17 protein-coding genes are annotated in these 19,344 nt (G+C 43.1%); 2 read left to right on the forward strand and 15 right to left on the reverse strand.

The annotated features are described in order from the left end of the window. Positions 1-101: 101 nt before the first annotated feature. The 5 genes from ACXHJ2_RS10915 to ACXHJ2_RS10935 all read right to left on the reverse strand — a co-directional run bounded on the left by ACXHJ2_RS10915 (position 102) and on the right by ACXHJ2_RS10935 (position 5,855). A complete protein-coding gene (locus ACXHJ2_RS10915) occupies positions 102-1,439 on the reverse strand; it encodes a glycoside hydrolase family 5 protein (protein ID WP_457874798.1) in 1,338 nt (445 codons plus the stop codon). 115 nt (positions 1,440-1,554) lie between these two features. Next, positions 1,555-1,686 carry a hypothetical protein gene (locus ACXHJ2_RS10920; protein WP_457874799.1) on the reverse strand — a complete coding sequence of 44 codons (132 nt, stop codon included), beginning with the start codon at positions 1,684-1,686 and terminating at the stop codon, positions 1,555-1,557. Positions 1,687-2,018: 332 nt separating this feature from the next. After that, positions 2,019-3,023 carry a LacI family DNA-binding transcriptional regulator gene (locus tag ACXHJ2_RS10925; protein ID WP_025678368.1) on the reverse strand — a complete coding sequence of 335 codons (1,005 nt, stop codon included), beginning with the start codon at positions 3,021-3,023 and terminating at the stop codon, positions 2,019-2,021. A gap of 229 nt (positions 3,024-3,252) precedes the next feature. Next, positions 3,253-4,626, reverse strand: coding sequence for an MFS transporter (locus ACXHJ2_RS10930; RefSeq protein WP_165084031.1), 1,374 nt, complete (start codon positions 4,624-4,626; stop codon positions 3,253-3,255). A 350-nt stretch (positions 4,627-4,976) separates the two neighbouring features. Then, positions 4,977-5,855, reverse strand: coding sequence for a LysR family transcriptional regulator (locus ACXHJ2_RS10935; protein ID WP_013371145.1), 879 nt, complete (start codon positions 5,853-5,855; stop codon positions 4,977-4,979). A 114-nt stretch (positions 5,856-5,969) separates the two neighbouring features. On the opposite strand from ACXHJ2_RS10935, the gene ACXHJ2_RS10940 reads away from it, so the two are divergent. Further along, on the forward strand, positions 5,970-7,355 hold the full coding sequence (locus ACXHJ2_RS10940; protein ID WP_165084032.1) for an MFS transporter: 1,386 nt from the start codon (positions 5,970-5,972) through the stop codon (positions 7,353-7,355). A gap of 276 nt (positions 7,356-7,631) precedes the next feature. On the opposite strand, the gene ACXHJ2_RS10945 is transcribed toward ACXHJ2_RS10940, so the two are convergent. The 5 genes from ACXHJ2_RS10945 to ACXHJ2_RS10965 form a co-directional block, all read right to left on the reverse strand. After that, the gene (locus ACXHJ2_RS10945; RefSeq protein ID WP_040103728.1) at positions 7,632-8,426 is read right to left on the reverse strand and encodes an SDR family NAD(P)-dependent oxidoreductase; all 795 of its coding nucleotides are present in this window, start codon (positions 8,424-8,426) and stop codon (positions 7,632-7,634) included. Positions 8,427-8,612: 186 nt separating this feature from the next. After that, entirely contained in the window at positions 8,613-9,665 is a 1,053-nt protein-coding gene (locus ACXHJ2_RS10950) for a helix-turn-helix transcriptional regulator (RefSeq protein ID WP_165084034.1), read from the reverse strand. Positions 9,666-9,858: 193 nt separating this feature from the next. After that, positions 9,859-10,881, reverse strand: a complete 1,023-nt coding sequence (locus ACXHJ2_RS10955; RefSeq protein WP_165084036.1) for an NADH:flavin oxidoreductase/NADH oxidase — start codon at positions 10,879-10,881, stop codon at positions 9,859-9,861. A gap of 213 nt (positions 10,882-11,094) precedes the next feature. Further along, on the reverse strand, positions 11,095-11,523 hold the full coding sequence (locus ACXHJ2_RS10960; protein ID WP_040101355.1) for a MarR family winged helix-turn-helix transcriptional regulator: 429 nt from the start codon (positions 11,521-11,523) through the stop codon (positions 11,095-11,097). A gap of 190 nt (positions 11,524-11,713) precedes the next feature. After that, entirely contained in the window at positions 11,714-11,977 is a 264-nt protein-coding gene (locus tag ACXHJ2_RS10965) for a WGxxGxxG family protein (RefSeq protein WP_013371139.1), read from the reverse strand. A 151-nt stretch (positions 11,978-12,128) separates the two neighbouring features. On the opposite strand from ACXHJ2_RS10965, the gene ACXHJ2_RS10970 reads away from it, so the two are divergent. Further along, entirely contained in the window at positions 12,129-12,647 is a 519-nt protein-coding gene (locus ACXHJ2_RS10970) for a DUF3231 family protein (RefSeq protein WP_165084052.1), read from the forward strand. A gap of 161 nt (positions 12,648-12,808) precedes the next feature. On the opposite strand, the gene ACXHJ2_RS10975 is transcribed toward ACXHJ2_RS10970, so the two are convergent. The 5 genes from ACXHJ2_RS10975 to ACXHJ2_RS10995 form a co-directional block, all read right to left on the reverse strand. After that, positions 12,809-13,873, reverse strand: a complete 1,065-nt coding sequence (locus tag ACXHJ2_RS10975) for a Gfo/Idh/MocA family oxidoreductase (RefSeq protein ID WP_165084038.1) — start codon at positions 13,871-13,873, stop codon at positions 12,809-12,811. A 473-nt stretch (positions 13,874-14,346) separates the two neighbouring features. Next, a complete protein-coding gene (locus ACXHJ2_RS10980; RefSeq protein ID WP_165084039.1) occupies positions 14,347-15,948 on the reverse strand; it encodes an alpha-amylase family glycosyl hydrolase in 1,602 nt (533 codons plus the stop codon). Positions 15,949-16,142: 194 nt separating this feature from the next. Further along, positions 16,143-16,985, reverse strand: a complete 843-nt coding sequence (locus tag ACXHJ2_RS10985; RefSeq protein WP_013371135.1) for a carbohydrate ABC transporter permease — start codon at positions 16,983-16,985, stop codon at positions 16,143-16,145. Positions 16,986-17,013: 28 nt separating this feature from the next. Then, positions 17,014-17,892, reverse strand: coding sequence for a carbohydrate ABC transporter permease (locus ACXHJ2_RS10990; protein WP_025678388.1), 879 nt, complete (start codon positions 17,890-17,892; stop codon positions 17,014-17,016). 77 nt (positions 17,893-17,969) lie between these two features. Continuing rightward, positions 17,970-19,271, reverse strand: a complete 1,302-nt coding sequence (locus ACXHJ2_RS10995) for an ABC transporter substrate-binding protein (protein WP_025678389.1) — start codon at positions 19,269-19,271, stop codon at positions 17,970-17,972. Positions 19,272-19,344: the final 73 nt, after the last annotated feature.

Raw genomic sequence — 19,344 nt, forward strand, 5'->3', positions numbered from 1 at the left:
ATCACTAGCATCATTTCTCCACTATTCGCAAATAACTTGGTCGTAAGGACAAACCCACAATATAGCGATGAAGTCCCTTAGCAGGAAAGGTTAGGAATGTATTATTGAAGTGTCACGTTGTCAACGTAAACGGCTGACTTACCGCTGCTGTTCGCCGAGGCAAGAAATTGTACGCCGATTTCCCTAACATCGTCAAGATTGGGTACAGATGCAAGGTTGAACGACAGCGTCGTACCTCCAGAAGAATTAATCTTGACAGCTTTGCCAGCATACCAAGCCCAACCTGATCCTGTCTTGGCATAAATCTTGGCATTGAGTCCGTCACCTGCGGAGTCCCAAGATGCATGTTTGACGGTCGCGCTTAGCGTTGCCTTACCACTAAGGTTGCGGCTTTGTGAGAGAAGCAGGTAGTGCTGGGAATTAGCAGACATGCTGATATTCGCTTTAAGAGAATTACTGCCCTTGGATGACCACTCGTTTACGCTCCATGGACCATCGGATATATTCGAACCGGTCCAGCCCTGCGTACTACCCTCGAAGTCATATAATGTGTTTGCGCTACTGCCACCGCAAGCCGCATTCTGCCTCCACTCGGCATACGGAGCGTGCCCGGCTAGAATGCTTTTCAGATAGTTACCTCCTGCTGTGAGACTCCCGTTCGTATTGAAAATACTTGCGCCTTCTGTCTTGTCATTAATCGCCCAGTTGGCCCATGACAGGTTATTCTGGTTCATCCAGTCAAGCCATTGGTTCGTGGAATCGTAATTAATGCCGCCGTCGCCATCCGCGTTAACAAAGCCCATCTCGGTAACAAATAGCGGGATGCCCTTACTCATTGCGTAGTTGGCTTTGTCCCGGAGCGACTGAAAATGAGTTCCAGCGTAAAAGTGCAATGTATAGGCGATATTACTAGAGGATGTAATGGGATCGTTCGCTGCCTGGTCTACATTCTGAGACCAGAATGGCGTACCAACGACAATTAGATTGTCAGAATGTTGACGAATGGCTGGAATAACTTGCTCAGCGTAACTTTTGATTGTCCCCCACGAGACTTGCGTAGGTTCGTTATAGATCTCGAAAATGACGTTATCATAGCTTCCGTATTCCTGCGCCATGCGGCTGAAGAAACTTTTAGCGGCGTTGACGTTGTTGTGCGCGTCATGCGAGTGCCAATCGATAATAACATAGATCCCCTTAGCAATTGCCGCATTGACCACGTCACGAACTTTGGATTCATCGGCCGTGTTATACGGATTTCCGCTGGGGTCCACGCCATATGCCGCTCTTACGATCTCTACTTGGAATTCATCCACCATCCGATTCACCGTGGCGGTATTCCAAAATGGACCGGACCAGTTGTTCCAGAAGAAGCTCGACCCTTTGACCATCATAGGCCGATTCGTTTTGGAGCCGTTAATCTTGTTTCCACTTGCTTTCATTTCACCGAAATAACTTACAGGGTTTGCGCAGGCAGCTGCAGCAGCGGGCGTTGCAGGTAAGGCCGCTTGAAAAAGTAGCGTTAATAAACTGAACAGTAGGATCATGATTAATGGCTTAGTGAATGAATTGAACGACATTTTCATAATTCTCTTCTCCCTTTAATATGGCATGATTACGCGAAAAATTTCGGCAAGCAGCCCCGATATTCATCTGCATATCGGCCGGATTCAAGAACAGTGACAGCATTCAAACTTGTTGGCGAAAACGTTTTCGAAAATGAAATAAAAATGTTAGTGAAACCTCCTGTTCCAATAGACTCAATTAGATTCAACCATTAACATCTTCACGCTTTCCTCAGGTTAACAACATATCGCCCTACGTCTTCCGGATCACCACCTTCTTTTAAAATCATATCTATTCCAGTTTCCTCCCCTCTGACGCAATATGAGACCTTCCCTTTTGTCCATAACTCGGGAATGAAACAAGAACGAGCAGAGGCGATTCAAGGGACCTTATATTAAGCGCTTACACCATAATTAAAATACAATTTGTTTTTGTGTTTGTCAATTCTTAAAAAACTATTCCTTATACTCTCCTGTCGAGTCTCGTACAACCAGATTTGCCGGGACAATCTCCGTTGGCGGTGAATAATCGGGATTCTCAATCATTCGGATGAGATGCTCTCCTGCTTTCATTCCCATTAGCGTAATGTTCTGATTGATTGTTGTAAGCTTGGGCATGGACAGTTCCGCATAGAATGTGTTGTCAAACCCAACAACGGAAATATGATCAGGTACTCGCATTCCGATTTCGCGAATTGCTTCGATCGCACCGGTCGCCATATAGTCTGAAGAGCAGATTACGCCGGACGGTGCTTCCGGAAGCTGTAGCAGGCGCTTCATCGCCTTATATCCACCTTCAATGCTGTATTTCTCTACCTCCACATATTGGTCGTAGTAAGGAAGATCGTTCGAGCGCAGCCCCTCCTGATACCCGGAAAATCTCGTTTGACCAACCAGACATCCCAAATCCCCTGAAATAAAAGCGATGCGTTTATGTCCGAGTTCCACCAAATGCTGAACACCTAAGTAAGCACCTCTGCGATTGTCGGCTGTTACATATCCGGTTCTAGGTCCCAGCAGATCGGTATCGATCATCATCGTCGGCATCTCAGCCTGAAGTAGATCCAAAAAATTTTGATTAGTTCGATCGACACCAAACATGACAACTCCATCTACATTGCGGCTGATGCAATGCTTAGTGAAGGTATAATCGGGATTGCTAAGATTCGGTGATAGAAAGAGCAGGTCATAACCGCTATCTTCAAGAGACTTTCTTAACCCATCAAGAAGCTCCGAAATAAAAGGATTCGTGAAGAAATCCAGCAGGAACATCCCGACCGTCCAGGAACGCTTTTTCACGAGGCTTCGGGCAACCACATTCGGCTGGTAGTTCAGCAATTCAATCGCCTTGTTCACCTTATTTCTCGTTTTGCTGCTGACATCAGAATAATTATTAATCACTTTGGATACCGTTGCCACCGATACCCCTGCTTGTTTCGCCACCTCATGAATAGATGCCACTACACTCACCCCAAACCAAAATAAACGAATCTCACACTCGGTACATAACAATTTACTATATATTATACGCGATGCTCAGCCTCATAGGAAACGTTTAGTAATACCAAAAAACATCTAGTTGATGTCCAAATAATCAATGTATGCACCCTTTAAAAAGTTTAGTTTTTTGTACAAAAAAGCTGACATCATTACGTATCAATGTCAGCTCTATAAAAATTATTATTTTCTATTAATGATCCAAGGAAGCCTTTTCTCCCTTAAATACGATCATAAAAATGGCACCGCCTGTAATTACTACAGCTAGAAGTAGTAACGTCAAATTGCTGTACAAATATGCTGCAACGTCAGTAACGATCGGGAGAATAGGAAAGTTGCACCTAAGCTGTGTAAGCAGTCCTCCTACAATTGCGATACCAATCCCCTCCGCCAAAAAGCAGGAAAAATTTAAAAAACCCATACCTGAGCCTGATTCGTCAGCACTTAGCGAGCCTGCCACAATGGTTGAGATGACCGTTTTGACAAAGGATAGCCCACCAAAAATCAAAACCAATGCTCCTGAAATGATCCAGAGGCTACGATCTGCAAAAAGTGAAACGATGAAAAGCCCCATCACGAGAAGCAATAATCCTGCAACCATGACAAAACGAGCTCCCTGCCTATCGACCAAAGAACCGCCAACGATCCCAAAAAGAATCACGCTAAGCGTTCCTGGAAACAGAACACCGCCTCCGATAAGGCTTGTCGGCATCTGGTGTACTTCTCTCATCATGTAAGGGATCATAGACATAAATCCTGCAACGGTCCCTAGAAGTATTCCCCCTACAAATACGCCGACAATAAACCTTCTCCTCTTGAATAAAGCTGGTTCTACGAAAGGTTCCTTAGCTCTTCGAATTCTCAGCACAAATCCTATGAAAAGAATGACACTGTTGGTCAAATACCACCACTCGTAATGTGTCGTAAATAAAGTGAACGAAACAATTCCAAGAACAAAGAGCAGGCCTCCCAGAACATCAAGCCCACCTTTTTTCATAGGTTCGTCAGGCAGCGTCCGTAAGAAAAAAGGTAGTGTGACTAGCGTCATCATTGGCAGGAAAAACAGATAGGACCAATGTACATAGTCCGCGATCCAGCCTCCAACTATAGGACCAAAACCTTCTCCCAGAGCAACGGTCGATCCAATCATTCCAAAAGCTTTTCCTTGATGCTGCTTTTCGATACTTTTGGTAACGATGACCATAATCAGTCCGGGGACGGCAGAAGCACCCGCTCCTTGGATAAATCGTGCAACAAGCAAAATCGGAAACCAGGCATGAAAAAGCAAGCCAAACAGCGATCCCCCGCTATATATCATCATACTGATGAGAACCAGTTTTTTTACGCCATAAATGTCCGATATTTTTCCGTAAACGGTCGTTCCTACGGCAAAAGAAAGAATAAAGCTGGTATTAACATAATTTGCAGCGGATGGCTTAATTCCAAATTGAGCGGCAATGTCGGGCAACGATACGTTGAACACCGTCTCATTCAATACGCTGAAAAATGCAAGCACGCACAGCCAAATCAAAGATTTAGGAATACGTTTCTCAATCGATTTTTCCATTATGCAAACCCCTTAAAAAGGCCAGGGATTACGCAGTTTATAGGGCCAGTGATGCGTTATCCCCTTTAATTTGTGCCCTTCTTTTCACTATGTACTTCATTCTAACGCCTCCACAAAATAAAAGTAAAAATCTGTTTAATTGCAATTACCTAACCATATTATCATTAAAATAATAAAAATATCACCTGTTATTTTTGACGATAATCATTTCATGACAAGGTAAAGCAAAAACGGTTAGTTCCTGCTCGTTGGATAACAATGTTTAGCCTCTGCGCTATCTTATTAACGCAATCTCCTACTTATTTATTTTCAATGGTAGATCATCAAAAACATATATGGAGTTAAGTTGTCTATTTGGAATTCGTCGCAAAATATTCTACTACTATCTCGCGGAATTCCTGAGCAGCCCGCGAAATATACCGATTCCTGTTCCATAATAAAGCAATCTCACGTATCAATTCGTGATTCTCTACCTGAAGATATTTGAGATGTTCCTGCGAATTTCGTGCCGTGCTCGGTATGAAAGCTATCCCAATTTCGGCTTCCACAAGAGTACTAAGCCTTGCAGGTTCATCCCCCTCGTACACATAGTTAGGCACAAATCCTTCCGACATGCATACAGAATCCACTAAATCACGAGTACCATAGCCTCTTTTTACGCCGACAAACCATTCTTCCCTTAGCTCTGTCAAGGATACGCTATTTCGATCCGCAAGCCGATGCCCCTTTGGAACAGCTACAAGAATGGGGTCGATACATACGATTTTACATTCGATGTCATCGCCTTCAACAGGAGGTGAAGACAAGCAAAAATCAACTTCTCCTCTATGAAGAAGTGTAACCATTTCCTGTGTGGTCAGCATTTGTACATGAAATTGAATATAGGGCCGTTTTCTCCGAAACTCTCGAAGAATACCTGGTAATGTGCTTGCGGTGGTCACTGCCAATTCGAGAGTTCCGTGTTCTGGGCTGGATAAGTCGCTAAGCTCCTGCTTCCCCTGTTCTAATTCAAATAAAGCCCTTTCTGCACGGTAAAGGAATCTGCTTCCGAACTCATTCAATCGCAGTTTCCTCCCTGTTCGATCGAATAAAGGGACTCCCAAATCTTCCTCCAAGCGTTGAATCGTTTTGCTGAGCGACGATTGAGTAACGTGCAGACTTCGTGCAGCTTCGGTTACATGTTCCAAATGAGCTACCGTGAGAAAATATTGCAGTTGAAGAAGTTCCATTTCGCATCTCCCATTCATTCCCTCAAATCAATGAGATTATAACATCAAATGCATTGGAATAAATAATCGATTTCAAGTACGATGACATTAATTCGCTATGGGGGGGGGGCAGAAATGAGTGTTCGCAGCTGGTGGTTAATGATTTCAGTTGGTCTAGGGATATTATTGAACCCATTAAATTCTTCGATGGTTTCTGTTGCAATTCCAAGTCTGCAAAATGTGTTCCAACTTGACTTTACAGGTGTTTCCTGGATTATTTTTTCTTTCTACATTGCAAGTAGCATAGCTCAACCTATCATGGGAAAGGCCAGCGATTTATTCGGCCGTAGGAAGATGTTTCTTATTGGACTTGTTGTAGCCTTCATTGCATCATTATTAGCTCCGTTGTCACCAACCTTTGGATGGCTCATCGTGTTCCGCATTGTACAATCCATCGGAACAAGTATGATGGTTGGGGTTGGAATGGCCATTGTTCGAATTCATATTACAGAGAAACAAGCGACTGCGCTGTCTGTTTTGTCCATTTTCCTATCAGGAGCGGCGGCAATTGGACCCTTTATTGGCGGGGTTTTGGTTCATTGGTGGAATTGGCCTGCCATCTTTTTCATCAATATTCCGTTTGTGGTAGCCAGCTTTCTATTGGCTTGGAGGACTATTCCTAAGGACGAATCGCCAACATCTGTTGCACGCAACATGTCCTTTCGTAAATGGTTTGATTTAATTGATGTAAGAGGGATCCTACTCTTCACATTAGGGCTGGTTGCCCTGCTCGTCGGATTACTCTCGGCAAAATCATCTGTGCATATCTCGTTAGAAAACGTCATTGTCGGGTTAATAGGTCTCGTTGCGCTGGGGGCATTCGTACGATATGAGTTAAAAGCGACGTCACCCTTTATTCCTTTACGCACGTTCGCCAAATATCCTGCGTTGACTTGGGTTAATGTCGAATTCATGTTCGTTAACGTACTCTATTACTCGCTTTTTTTCGGGCTTCCGTCCTACTTGCAAGTGGTAAGGCATGTAAGCGAGTTCCAAACAGGGATTCTCATGCTAAGCTTAGGCTTGTGCTCGCTAGCTGCTTCTCCAATAGCAGGACGATGGATTGATAAATCAGGACCCAGACCGGCATTACTGGTATCGGCAATCCTGATGACATTGGGATCGGTGTGGCTTGTAACATTAAATCCAACTTCTCCGGTGATCAGCGTGTGTTTGGCTTTGGCTGCATTCGGTATTAGCAACGGACTGAACAATGTAGGTATGCAAGCAGCCTTGTTCCAAAGTTCTCCAAAAGAAATAATCGGTGTAGCATCCGGATTATTTAATACATCAAGATATCTGGGAACCATTTTCTCTTCATTGTTGATAGGTATCGTAATGGGAGGTAAGTTCAGCTTCGAGGGATTTCAAGTGCTTGGGATTGTCCTTACGGTAATTGCATTGACTTTGGTATTCATGAGTCGGCGACGCCTGGATTCAGGACAATTGCGAGAGTCATAGCTTCACCGTTTCTTCAAATAAACCCCTCTACTCTTTATTTAACGTTAATTTTTCAACGAAAGAGAAAGGAATTTAGTTAAAAAACAGCCGAGCAATCGGCTGTTTTTGGTAGCGATTGGTAGGTGACGATAATTCCAGTTCACAGCCCTAATCCAGCTTTCAAATCCCTTTATGCAAAGGTAAATTAGCTTGTCTCATCAGGACAGGATTTGCGCTCGATGATGTGCTTGATGCATTACGGTAAAACGCAGCGAAGCCCTGTTCGTAGTAAAAATATTAAAAAATAGTTGGCACCATTCCCCCATCCATACGGATTGGAGAACCCTTAAATGCAGACGCATATGGGCTACATACAAATGCGGCTAATCTACCGATTTCAATAGGTCTAATAAATCGCTGTATTTCGGATTGAGGCAGGTTTGCGGCCATAAATTGTTTCTCTTTTTCTGAAAAAGTCATATTTTCATTGGTGTAAATCCCCTCAATGATTTGATGTACTTTTTCAGAAAGTGTTGGTCCAGGCATGATCGTATTAACGGTAACTTCTGTATCTCTTGTTAATTTAGACAAGCTTTTTGACAATGATAGCAGCATGGATTTGGTCATACAATATTGAGGCATTTGTCCTGAAGGCATAATTGCTTCTTCACTCGCAATGAAAACAATGCGTCCATAATCGTTTTTCAACATTTTAGATAAGTAAAATTTAGCTAATCCATTTGCAGCAAGAACATTAGTACGGAAGTATTTTTCCCACACTTCATCGTCAACGTCCTCATACTGCATAATTTCGTAAATACCCATATTGTTAACCAAAATATCAACTTCGGGGTATTTTTCAAATAATGCTTTTCTTTGCTCTTTATCCACAATATCGGCCGTAGCATTTTGGGGAGAGGTAGTTGGGAACTTTGACTTTATTTCATTTACTGTTTGTTCTACCTCATCATAATTCCGTCCATTAATAAGTACATTCACACCTTCTTTGGCAAGTTCAATCGCTATTGCTTTACCTATACCTTTCGTTGATCCTGTAATTAAAGCAGTTTTATTGTTTAAACCCATATCCACCATACATTTCTCCTTTTTCTCTACTTCCAAACTATGTTAAGATCAGCCTTTTAAAGAGTCCTGATTATATTACCTTGCCTGAATTGTTCAGTAACTAGCATATTGCGCCAAAATTCTTGTTTCACACGCCAATTGATAAAACTCAATAAAACTAGCTCTCTGAACAATTGGCTAGTCTGGAATCTATTAATGAATAGACGGTCTTCCGAGCTGTCCTTCTGATATTGAGTTTGCAGCTAAATGTTTAGTACGCCAATTTAAAGGAGTGTCACCTTCCCAAAGGCGGAAAGCCCGATAGAATGAGTTCTGGTCTTCATATCCAATCAAGAAAGCTACTTCTTTAATATCAAGCGATGGGTCTGCCAAGTACTTTCGTGCCTGCTCATGTCTAGCTTGTGTCAGCAGATGCTTAAAGTTCGTGTTTTGGTCAGTGAGCCGGCGCTGCAACGTGCGATCGCTCATGTTGAGTTCCTTCGCGATAGCCTCAATATCAGGGCGTCCTCCTGTGAGGCTCCGTTTTATAATCCATTTGACCATTTCGGTAATGGAGCAGTTGCGCTGCTGTTCAGCCAGAGATCGGTCTAGGACGGGAGTGAGAATCTCCAGCAATTCTTCGTTGTACGAAACAAAAAGGAGGTCCAGATCTCTTCGATGTAGCGTCATTCGATTACATTTTGCATCAATCCGGATACGGCAACCGAAGTAAGCTTCAAGAGCTTGTACATCGCCCATTGATTGCGAAAATTCCACAAGCTGTGCCGTCAAAGGTTGACCAGTGCCCCGGCGCCCAAGCTCCAGAAGACATGCCAGCGTAATACCGACCAGCATCGGTGGACCAGGCTGCTCGGTATACAGCCATTCCAGTTCGATTGTACAGTGCTCGCCCTCTTCAGTGATACGTAAGGTTTCAGGGGGACATAATTGTTTGTACCCAGCCATTCGATTTAGAGCGTCGCGGTAGTTACGAGCGTGGTAACTCGCTAAGACGGTCGGTGGGTACTTCGTTGTTTCAAAGACGGTTGCAAGCTTGATGATTCCTTTGGCAGTGTCACCAATGAGATCGGAATAAGCCTGCCAGATCGCGAAATATTGGGCTGGGGTGACTACTGGTTCTGTCATAATGTTAAGCGGCAGCCGTGCTTTATGAGCTACGTCGTGAGCAGAAATTCCTAATTCGTGTAATCCCGTCCAAAATCCTGGCGGAATTTTAATATGGTCAGAGGTATGAGTCTTCTTCATACATATAGACCTCCTTTATTTACTTACATTATTCAAGCTCTATAACCATTCCAGTATAGTGAATTTTGTTAACATATGCTTACTAAATGTTTGACCACAATAAATAAAAAAGCAACCGATATGTCGGTTGCTTTTGAGTCATTTTCACTTCGATAATTGCAGTCCCCTATATTTCTACCAGCAGAAACTGTATTTAAAAACCTGTAGTATACTGTTTCGGGATCGTTGTTTCTTTTTTCAAGTTTGTTGCCGCCTCAAGAGCCCAATAAGGGTTTCTTAACATTCCTCTCCCGACAGCCACAAGATCTGCGTCCTCATTTCCTACTACAGCGTTTGCCAGGATCGGATCATCGAGTCTTCCGACTGCAATGACTGGAACTTCGAGTGCTTGTCTGATTTCTCGAGCAAGTGTCACTTGGTATGCTGCGTGACTGCCTGGTCTACCCCACGCAGCGATAGGTCCTTCCCCGCCTGAAGAAATATCAAAAATATCTACTCCTGCTTGTTGATATTCTTTGGCAAAAGAAATGCTTTCTTGAATGTCGTATCCTCCTTCTACGTATTCTTTAGCAGAAATGCGCATGATAAGCGGCATGTCTTCCGGCATCTCTGCCTTGGCTGCCTCAATAATTTCCCGACCAAACTTTGTAAGATCTTTCCCGTATTCATCATCTCTTTGGTTGGTCAGAGGAGAGTGAAATTGATGGATTAAGTATCCGTGAGCTCCATGTAATTCAATGGCATCAACTCCGGCCTTCACAGCACGTGCTACAGTACCGCGGAACTTCTCCACCATTTCTTTAACTTCTTGTGTTGAAAGAGCTCTAGGTAATTTAGATTTCTCATCAAATGGAATAGCGGACGGAGCAACAGGCACCTCAGCATCTTCTGCTTTACGTCCAGCATGAGCAATTTGGATACCTACTTTTGCTCCATAACTATGGCAGGCATCTACAATTCTTTTCAATGCAGGAATTTGCTCATCAGACCACAATCCCAGGTCGAAATCAGAAATCCGTCCATCCGGTTCCACATCGGTCATTTCAATTATAATAAATCCAGTTCCACCAATTGCACGACTTACGTAGTGCATGAAATGCCAATCGGTAGCTATACCATCTTTTTTTTCAACAGAATATTGACACATTGGAGGCATGACGACCCGGTTCTTTAATTCCAAGCCTTTAAATTTATAAGCACTAAATAAATCTTTCATTAAGAAAGACCCCTTTCTAGGTTTTATAGTGAACACTATATTAAATGCATGCACATGCATATAATACAGCAAGCATTTTTTATTTGTCAACTATCGTTTAAACTATGCGTTTACGTAATAAAGGCCCAGAGATTGTATTCTCTAGACCTAGGATTAAATCTTGCTCTATTCAAGCATTAACTTTCGTATTAAGTTTTAATTTATATGAAAGTATTATATTTTTTCAATAAGTGATTGTAATTTTTGCTTCAAGTCATCTTTTGAAAGGACTGACTCCAGAATCTGGTTGAAGGTTTCGAGCGCTCTATCAAATTTCTTTTCACCAAAATCGGTCATGCTTGTATAGATTCCCCGACGATCATCTTCACATATATGTCTTTGCAAAGCTCCGCAGCTTTTTGCTTCCATTCTGACTACCAGTCTAGATAATGCACTTTGGCTTAACCCAACCATCTCTTGTAAATGCTGCAATCTCAATTTCTTTTCCTCAGTTTGAGATAAGAAATACAGAACCAAAAATTCATTTAAGGATAAACTATAGTTTTCTTGAAGTGCACGTTCCAATTCATCGTTTATGTTCGATTGGAGTTTAGTAAGGGACAGCCAAATATTTAAAAGTTCGATAGTATTGTTGTTATGCATTACGACTCATCCGTTCTATTCTGAAGTATAAATTACACACATTATAGGAGTCACCATAGGGAATAATTAATTCTATCAGGGTTACTGGAAATGGTCAAAACAACACAAAAACACCTTTCAAGTCAGCTTCCATGCTTAGGAATGCATCTTCTGAAGGTGTTTTGTTTTGAAATTGATTTTAATTTGCAAATTATTTATGGTCAGATACTTTTCTGCGCATTCCAGCCAGTCCTATCAAACCAAGCAAGCCAAGCCAACCCCAATCCATATCGTTGTCATTATCTACGGCGTTTGCTCGTACATTGTTAGCGTTATAAGTTGGATTGTTACTTTGATAAGGGTTTTGAGCTGGGTCATTGGCTGCATTTACATTTGGACTTTGTGCTAAAGAAGGGGTCGCTAAAGCTGCAAATAAGCAAATGGAAGTTACCGCTGTGACTATTTGTTTTTTCATAAAAAGGAATCCTCCCTGAAAGTGTGATGCATATAATTTCTCCAAAAATCCGCTCCTTATTCTATTGTGTATTTACAAATTTATTTGGATACTTTTAATCATTAATTGGAACTATAAGATTGGTGTAAAAAATATTAAAGGAGCGGTTATGATGGGAATATTAAGTGGGAATCCAAAAGACGAACCTATGCACTATGGTGAAATTTCCGGTGTTTGGCAATTTTCATTGGCCGCGAAAGGAGCTCTGTCTTTCTACCAAGCATTCCTGAATCATGCAGGTGATAAGGATTTGAGAAGAATATTGGATGCACTCATTGATCAAGCGAAACTTGAAATTAAGGAGTGTGATACGCTTCTTACTGACAATGGGATTGCCCCAGCGCCAGCCTTACCAGAAAGACCTCCAGTGAAACTTGAAGATATTCCTGTGGGTGCGCGGTTTACTGACCCGGAGATCGCCGCTAAAATTGCGTCTGATACATCATTGGGACTGGTGGCTTGTAGTCAAGTGATGGGTCAATCCATCAGAGAGGATATAGGGGCTTTGTTTGCAAAATATCATGCTACCAAAACTGCTTTAGGCGTTAAGATTCTTCAAATGTCTAAAGAAAAAGGATGGTTAATTCCACCTCCTCTCCAAGTGAAAAGACCCGAAGCTGTTGAAGTGTAAAACAGACTAAAATTTCTGCTGGCTATATTCAGGGTAGATTAAACAAGAACCCCCTTTGTCCTCACTATGAGGATAAAAGGGGTTCTTTCACGGGCCATATCCGCCTGCCCATGCTCTCAAATTATTCCATTCCAAAATTTGTGAAAGACTCTGCGTTTCTTTTAAATCGATCTTCGAATCACGCTTTTAGTCGCTGCTGCCTCAAAAATGGTCTCGATCAGCACCAGTACACGGTGCACTTCTTCGCTTTTGATCGCAAGCTCGGCTTTTCCTTCGATGGTGGAGACAAAATTTTCGTAAAAGCTTTCTGCTGCAGCAGGTATTTTCTCAATCGGGAACTTAAGGGTGGATTCCTCAGACGGCGGTGCCATCGTTTTCGTCAACCCTTGACCTGCTTGAATCGGTTTGGGTTCCACGTGAGCGACATCTGGATTTCGGGTGACAATCTCTCCGCTCAAATCCCAATCCTTGATCACTGCTGTTCCTTCAGTTCCTTTAATATACCAACGCGGCAACTTTACGTAATTCGTTGTACCTACTTCAATGACCGCTGTAAGACCGTCCTTGAACTCAATCAAGCTGGTAAAGCCGTCATCCACTTCTGTCCCTAGAATATAACTTAAGGTAGCAGTCACGCTTTCGATTTGGCTGTCCGTAATCTGAAGAAGCTGGTCCAACAGATGCACTCCCCAATCCAACAGCATTCCTCCACCATACGCCTTTAATTGCCGCCAGTCTCCTGGAATGCCGTTAGCTCCCTGAACCCGCGATTCCAGGTGGAAAAGATCGCCAACGGTCTTCTTATTGATTATATCTTTGACAATCCGGAAGTCTTCATCCCATCTGCGATTCTGATGTACTGTAAACAGACGATTTTCTTGCTTGGCCACCTCGACAATATCTAAGAAATCTGCGCTCGTTATCGTAACTGGCTTTTCACAAATGACATGTTTGCCAGCTTGCAGTGCTTGGATCGCGATTTCTTTATGAACGTCATTAGGCGTTGCTATTAATACAATATCTACGTCCTGATCGCCGAGAACAGCCTCTAGACTGGCATAAGTTTTATAGCCGGCTGCTGCAGCCAATTCCATCCGATAATCAACAATATCATATACACCGCCAATGGCAAGCTGCTCAATAGGTTCAATTAATTGAACATGGTAGCTTCCCATACCTCCATAACCAATAATAACTACATTGTATTTCCGATTGTCCATTTTCATTTTCCTTCCACTCCTAAATTGAGCCACCACCTATCAAACGGTTGCTCACGGATCGAATTCAATTGTAAATAGGTTATTGCCAAGCAGCTATCCGTAAGATGTTATTGCATACGCTTTCATTATAAAGGAAATCTTTCCCCAAAAAAAGGGGGTTATTATGATCTAGGTGGTTTAAAGAAGTTGTATGTAACAACGAGCAGTCTGAATCAATTAATTACGTACATGCGACACCTTCAAAAAATCTGCAATCCTATTTCTTGGAGCATATTTATTAAGTTGTCTCGCATGGAACCGGCCATCCCTGCTGCAAATTTTGCTTTTTTACAAGCTTCCTCATATGACTCTTGATCCTAATCATGAATCAGTAATTCGTTTTTAGAATGTTGCTTCCTCCTTACGAGGGGTGTTTTTCACACCCCCACTGGGTTTACCAATAAATGTCCATCCTTATTGTGGCTGTAAGTTTGCGTAGCTCAGCTCTTTCTATCTTCTTTGGTAATCAAAGAGCTGTAGGCGGGAATCTTCACCGTATCTTTCTTTACTTTCACATCCTTTGAGCTGGAGTAGACTACTTTCCTCTTCTGCTTATCCCGATCTTTCATCTGGAGGGTAACCGACTCTCCTGACAGGTTATGATATACATACAATGTTTCTTTGCCTGAGGAACGTTTGTATGCCGCCACGTTGGCAGAACCTGCTTGGAACGGTTCTAGATTGTCGCTGCGAAGAGCCTCATGTTCTTCCCTCAGGCGGATAAGCGTACGGTAGCTTGCCAGCAGGGAATCATTGTCCCGCAACTGCGCTTCCACCGATACTTCGCCTTTGTTGTATTTGGGCTCCTCCCACTTCGTTTGACCGAGACCTTCTCCCTTGTACCAGCGCATAGGCTCCCGAAGAAACTCATCGGGCTTCTCTCCCTTCATGCCGATCTCTTCCCCGTAATAGAGAAATGGCTGGCCCGGCAACGTCAAAAGAATGGATGCAGCCAGTTTGGCTTTTCGCACATCCCCGCCCAGCTCGCTCATAACACGGGTCTGGTCATGATTGCTTAGGAACGGAGCATCGAGTGCCGCCCTATTGTATGATTTGTACAGCTTTAGCGTTTTCTCTGCGAATGTTGCGATACCCTGATCCTGGCCGTTTTTCACGGAGTTCAAAATCGTTCCGCCCAGATCAAAATTAAACAGAGAGTGGAGCGATTCGTAATAAGGAGCTATTGTCTCCGGTTTATCCCATACTTCTCCTGCCAGATATACATTTGGATTTATCTTTTCCATCTCGGAACGGAACTCATTCCACCACGCAATGTTTTTATCTGCGCCATCCTTCGTTTGCCCTTTAAAAATATGCATCGCCGCATCAAGCCGGAATCCGTCTGCACCCTGCTGTAGCCAATACTTGCCGACTTTGATCATTTCCTTGCGGACTTCGGGATTGTCAAAGTTCAGATCCGGCATCCCCGACCAGAAGGTACCGTAGAAATACCCTTCGCCATACGGATTCTTATGCCATACCTGCTGGCCCCATGATCCCTTCTCATCCAGATTTGTATTCTTATCTGCCCATACGTAATAGTCATGGTATTTGCTTTGCGAGTTGGCGCTGGCCTCCTTGAACCAAGGGTGCTCGCTGCTCGAATGATTGATAACAAGGTCGATGATCACCTTGACACCCTTTCTTTTCGCTTCTTTCGTCAAGGTGCGGAAATCATTCAGATTCCCGTACTGCGGGTCCACCTGATAGTAATCAGTTACATCATATTTATGGTAGCTTGGAGACGGATTCAGTGGCATGAGCCAGAGACCGCTGACCTGCAAATCCTTGCCCGAACGGGGATTGCCATCGTTTAAGTAATCAAGCTTTTGTGTAATACCCTTTAAATCACCATGTCCGTCCCCATTCGAATCATAAAAAGAATTAATATAAATTTCGTAAAACACGCCGCTTCCAGCAGAATTCGGAGGCTTATGCCCGTTCATATCCTGCTCGGCCATTGCAGCTGAGGTGAACATCGTGAGCATAGGCACCGTTAACAGGATCGTGGACCATTTTCTTAAGCGTTGGTTACGAGTCAAAACATATCAGCTCCTTTAATTGTTATGGGTGCGCCTTCATTATAAAGAAAAACCACCCAAAAAAAGGGGATATTATTATCTATTATAGTGGAAAATATCGATTTTATTGTCTGATGTCGTTATCGAACAAACTGCCTGGATTAGAGGATCTGTTGGTGATCCTTAACCCAGGCAGTTTGCTTGCAAGTCTATTTTTATCCTTTTACAGCGGAACCTACCGTCATCGCCCGCTCCACTTGTTCACTCAAGAACAGATACACGAGTACCATCGGTAAGGAGGCAATAGTCATAACAGCCCCCATGGCTCCCCAATCTGTACTATAAGAACCTTGGAAGAAAAGCAAGCCTAGCGGCAATGTCTTCATATTTTCATCAGAAATGAGAATATAGGCCAAAGTGAACTCATTCCAGTTGTTCAAAAATTGAAAAATGGCTACAGTTGCAATTGCAGGTAATGCAAGGGGTACAATGATTTTCAGGAACAGTCTATAAATATTAGCTCCATCCATGCATGCTGCCTCTTCTATCTCCTTAGGGATTCCTGTAAGGAACCCATAGAAAATCATGGACGAGAAAGGAAGGCCAATTGCGATATAAGGAAGAATAAGAGCTCCATACGTATTCGTTAGATTAAAATCGCGAACCAGAATCGCCAGCGGTATCATGATAACCTGAAGCGGCATAAACATTCCTATGGTCATATAAGTCCGGACGGTAGAACGAAATCTCCACCTCATACGAGCCACTGCGAAGGCAAACATCAGAGCTAGTAAAAGGATAAACAGAGTCGAAATCGTGGATACGACCAGACTGTTCAGAAAGTAACGGGGAATATTAAATTGTGTCCAGGCATTAATATAATTTTCGTATCGAAAATGCGTTGGCAGTCCAAATGGGTTAGAGACGAAGATCTCATCGTTGTTCTTTAACGAGTAGGATACCATCCAAAACAACGGGTAGACCGAAACAATTAGATACAACCACAGTGGTATCTGCAGGGCAGCATGTCTGAACTTGCTCAAAGCGGTTTTACTCATTTCGTTCTCCTTTTCAATACACGCCTCATCAGGCGGTTTGTCCGCGGTCGAACAGCTTATTGATAACTACAGTTGCCAATAGCGAGATTAATACAAGTAGCACGGATACAGCACACGCATAACCATAGTTGCTCTCCATAAAAGCATAGCGATAAATCATGAATGTCAGTGTATAGTTTGTAGTACCGGGCCCACCATTTGTCATAATCAGCATCTGCACAAATGCCCCTATTCCAGAGGTTATCGCGATAATGAAGCAAAATTTGTACGTTTCTCTCATTAAAGGAAGCGTAACATGCAGATGCGCTTTCCATTTGCTACAACCGTCAATCGTGGCAGCCTCAAAGTAGTCTTCGGGTATTGACTTAACTCCCGCATATAACAACGAGAATTGGTATCCCATAAACTGCCAAGCATTAACAAAGGCGATGGCAATAATGGATGTTGTTGGGGAGCTCAACCAATTTTGCTGATACGGAATGTTCAAGAGATCAAACAGTCGGTTGATTAATCCGTTGGTTGGATCATAAATTGCAATCCACAGCTGGCATACCACAGTTACCGATAGGACAACTGGGATAAAATAAGCGGTTTTCAGTATTTTCCGCCCGCGTGTACGTGGGTCCGCACAGATTAGTGCCAATATCGTTCCCAGTCCGATCTGAAAGACTGCCAGTACAATTGCAAAGATCAATCCGTTCTTAAGCGAAGTAGCAAGTAGAGGATCAGAGAACAACTCCCGGTAATTATTCAATCCTGAAAAAGTCAACGTACTCAGGCCATCCCAATCATAAAAGCTGCGAAGAACGGTTTGCAGAACGGGATATATCAGTATCACGCTATACAGTATCAAAGCAGGGAGGAGAAACAGTGCGAGCGCTGATTTGTTCCCTAAATATTTATTCATGTCTTGCTTCCACCCCTTATCTTTGAAACAGCCCCCCCCAGCGCCTTATGCGCCAAGGGTTGCCGTTTCCTGAATTCTCAGTTTTCTTTATTCAATGTGTTATTCAGATTGCTTACAAAATCGTTTTCTGAAAAGTTGTCTACCATCATATTCTGAGTATTGTCATTAATCGTGTTCTGAATTTTTGTATTACTCAGAAGTTGAGCATATTCCTGCGCATTTGGTAACAACTCTTTAACAACTCGCTGCATCATTGCTGGAACATTGGAGGCCATTGGTTTATCAACTTTCACTGGAACAATTGGACTTCCAAGCTGGGAGTATCTGTACTCTGCTGATTTTGAGGCAAGGAATGCCGCTACCTTTACGGCTGTTTCCTTATTTTTGCTATTCGCTGATACTGCGTAACCTTGTGGAGAACCTGAGCCGTCAATAAAATATTTGGAATTCTCGTAGGTTGCTTCATCCTTTGCAGGCCAGTACATCCAGTCGACTTGATCGCCCAGCTTTTCCTGGGAGCTGTAGATTTCCCATTGTCCATTTACGAACATGGCAGCTTTGCCCTGATAAAATAGGGACGATGCCTGATCATAATTGGTGTTCGTGGCGTTGGCATCGAACAATCCGGCTCTTTGCAGTTGCTTCATCTGCTGTGCCGCTGTTACGAATGCTTCTGGCAATGCTTTTACACCCTTCTCCTCAAGTGCTCCGAATCCACGTGGTTGCTCTCTTGTAACCAGCCCATTATAAAAAGCGGTCGTAATCCATTTTTCTTTAGCAAAGATTGACATCGGTACATAACCAGCAGCTTTCAACTTCTTAGCTGCATCGGCCATCTGGTCAATCGTCTTAAGTGGTGTCTTGATTCCTACCTTCTCAAAAATTGACTTGTTGTAATAGATCATTTGGAATTCAATACCAGTCTCGGGATAAGCATACACATGATTATCAGGAGCTACCAAACGCGATTCCACACCTGGGTTAAGATTCTTTTTGAATTCGGCAGTTGTGTCATAGTTGTCCAGCACCTCGACATTTTTCGATTTTGCAAAAGTTTGCAGGACAGGCCAATCCGCTAAATAGATATCTGGCATGTTGCCCGTTGCTGCATAAGTTTTAAGCTTCTGTCCCCCGTCCTGCACGGCAGGATCTAGTTCAATTTCTACGTCTGGCATCTTCTTCTTGAGCTCTTCCACCGCATAATCGAACGGCTTTATGGTATCGTCATCGAAATGCTGCGCATACACCTTCAATTTAATCGTTCCGTCCCCTGATCCGTTATTGGAAGAGGCTGAGTTGTCTTCACCACAAGCGACCAATCCGACGGACATGGTGAGCACTAGCAAGGCTGCACTCCAAATTCTGAGATTTTTTTTCATTTGTTTTTCCCCCTCATGAAGAGTCTTTGATGATTACGCTTTCATTTGCTTGACTACAGTATACCGCTGCCTC

This window comes from Paenibacillus sp. ALE3 (assembly GCF_054113405.1).

What these genes read in the sequence shown, in the direction of transcription:
- ACXHJ2_RS10915 (WP_457874798.1), bottom strand. Translation starts at nt 1,439, where the DNA reads ATGAAAGCAAGTGGAAACAAGATTAACGGCTCCAAAACGAATCGGCCT.
- ACXHJ2_RS10920 (WP_457874799.1), bottom strand. Translation starts at nt 1,686, where the DNA reads ATGCTGTCACTGTTCTTGAATCCGGCCGATATGCAGATGAATATCGGG.
- ACXHJ2_RS10930 (WP_165084031.1), bottom strand. Translation starts at nt 4,626, where the DNA reads ATGGAAAAATCGATTGAGAAACGTATTCCTAAATCTTTGATTTGGCTG.
- ACXHJ2_RS10935 (WP_013371145.1), bottom strand. Translation starts at nt 5,855, where the DNA reads ATGGAACTTCTTCAACTGCAATATTTTCTCACGGTAGCTCATTTGGAA.
- ACXHJ2_RS10940 (WP_165084032.1), top strand. Translation starts at nt 5,970, where the DNA reads ATGAGTGTTCGCAGCTGGTGGTTAATGATTTCAGTTGGTCTAGGGATA.
- ACXHJ2_RS10950 (WP_165084034.1), bottom strand. Translation starts at nt 9,665, where the DNA reads ATGAAGAAGACTCATACCTCTGACCATATTAAAATTCCGCCAGGATTT.
- ACXHJ2_RS10955 (WP_165084036.1), bottom strand. Translation starts at nt 10,881, where the DNA reads ATGAAAGATTTATTTAGTGCTTATAAATTTAAAGGCTTGGAATTAAAG.
- ACXHJ2_RS10960 (WP_040101355.1), bottom strand. Translation starts at nt 11,523, where the DNA reads ATGCATAACAACAATACTATCGAACTTTTAAATATTTGGCTGTCCCTT.
- ACXHJ2_RS10965 (WP_013371139.1), bottom strand. Translation starts at nt 11,977, where the DNA reads ATGAAAAAACAAATAGTCACAGCGGTAACTTCCATTTGCTTATTTGCA.
- ACXHJ2_RS10970 (WP_165084052.1), top strand. Translation starts at nt 12,129, where the DNA reads ATGGGAATATTAAGTGGGAATCCAAAAGACGAACCTATGCACTATGGT.
- ACXHJ2_RS10975 (WP_165084038.1), bottom strand. Translation starts at nt 13,873, where the DNA reads ATGAAAATGGACAATCGGAAATACAATGTAGTTATTATTGGTTATGGA.
- ACXHJ2_RS10985 (WP_013371135.1), bottom strand. Translation starts at nt 16,985, where the DNA reads ATGAGTAAAACCGCTTTGAGCAAGTTCAGACATGCTGCCCTGCAGATA.
- ACXHJ2_RS10990 (WP_025678388.1), bottom strand. Translation starts at nt 17,892, where the DNA reads ATGAATAAATATTTAGGGAACAAATCAGCGCTCGCACTGTTTCTCCTC.
- ACXHJ2_RS10995 (WP_025678389.1), bottom strand. Translation starts at nt 19,271, where the DNA reads ATGAAAAAAAATCTCAGAATTTGGAGTGCAGCCTTGCTAGTGCTCACC.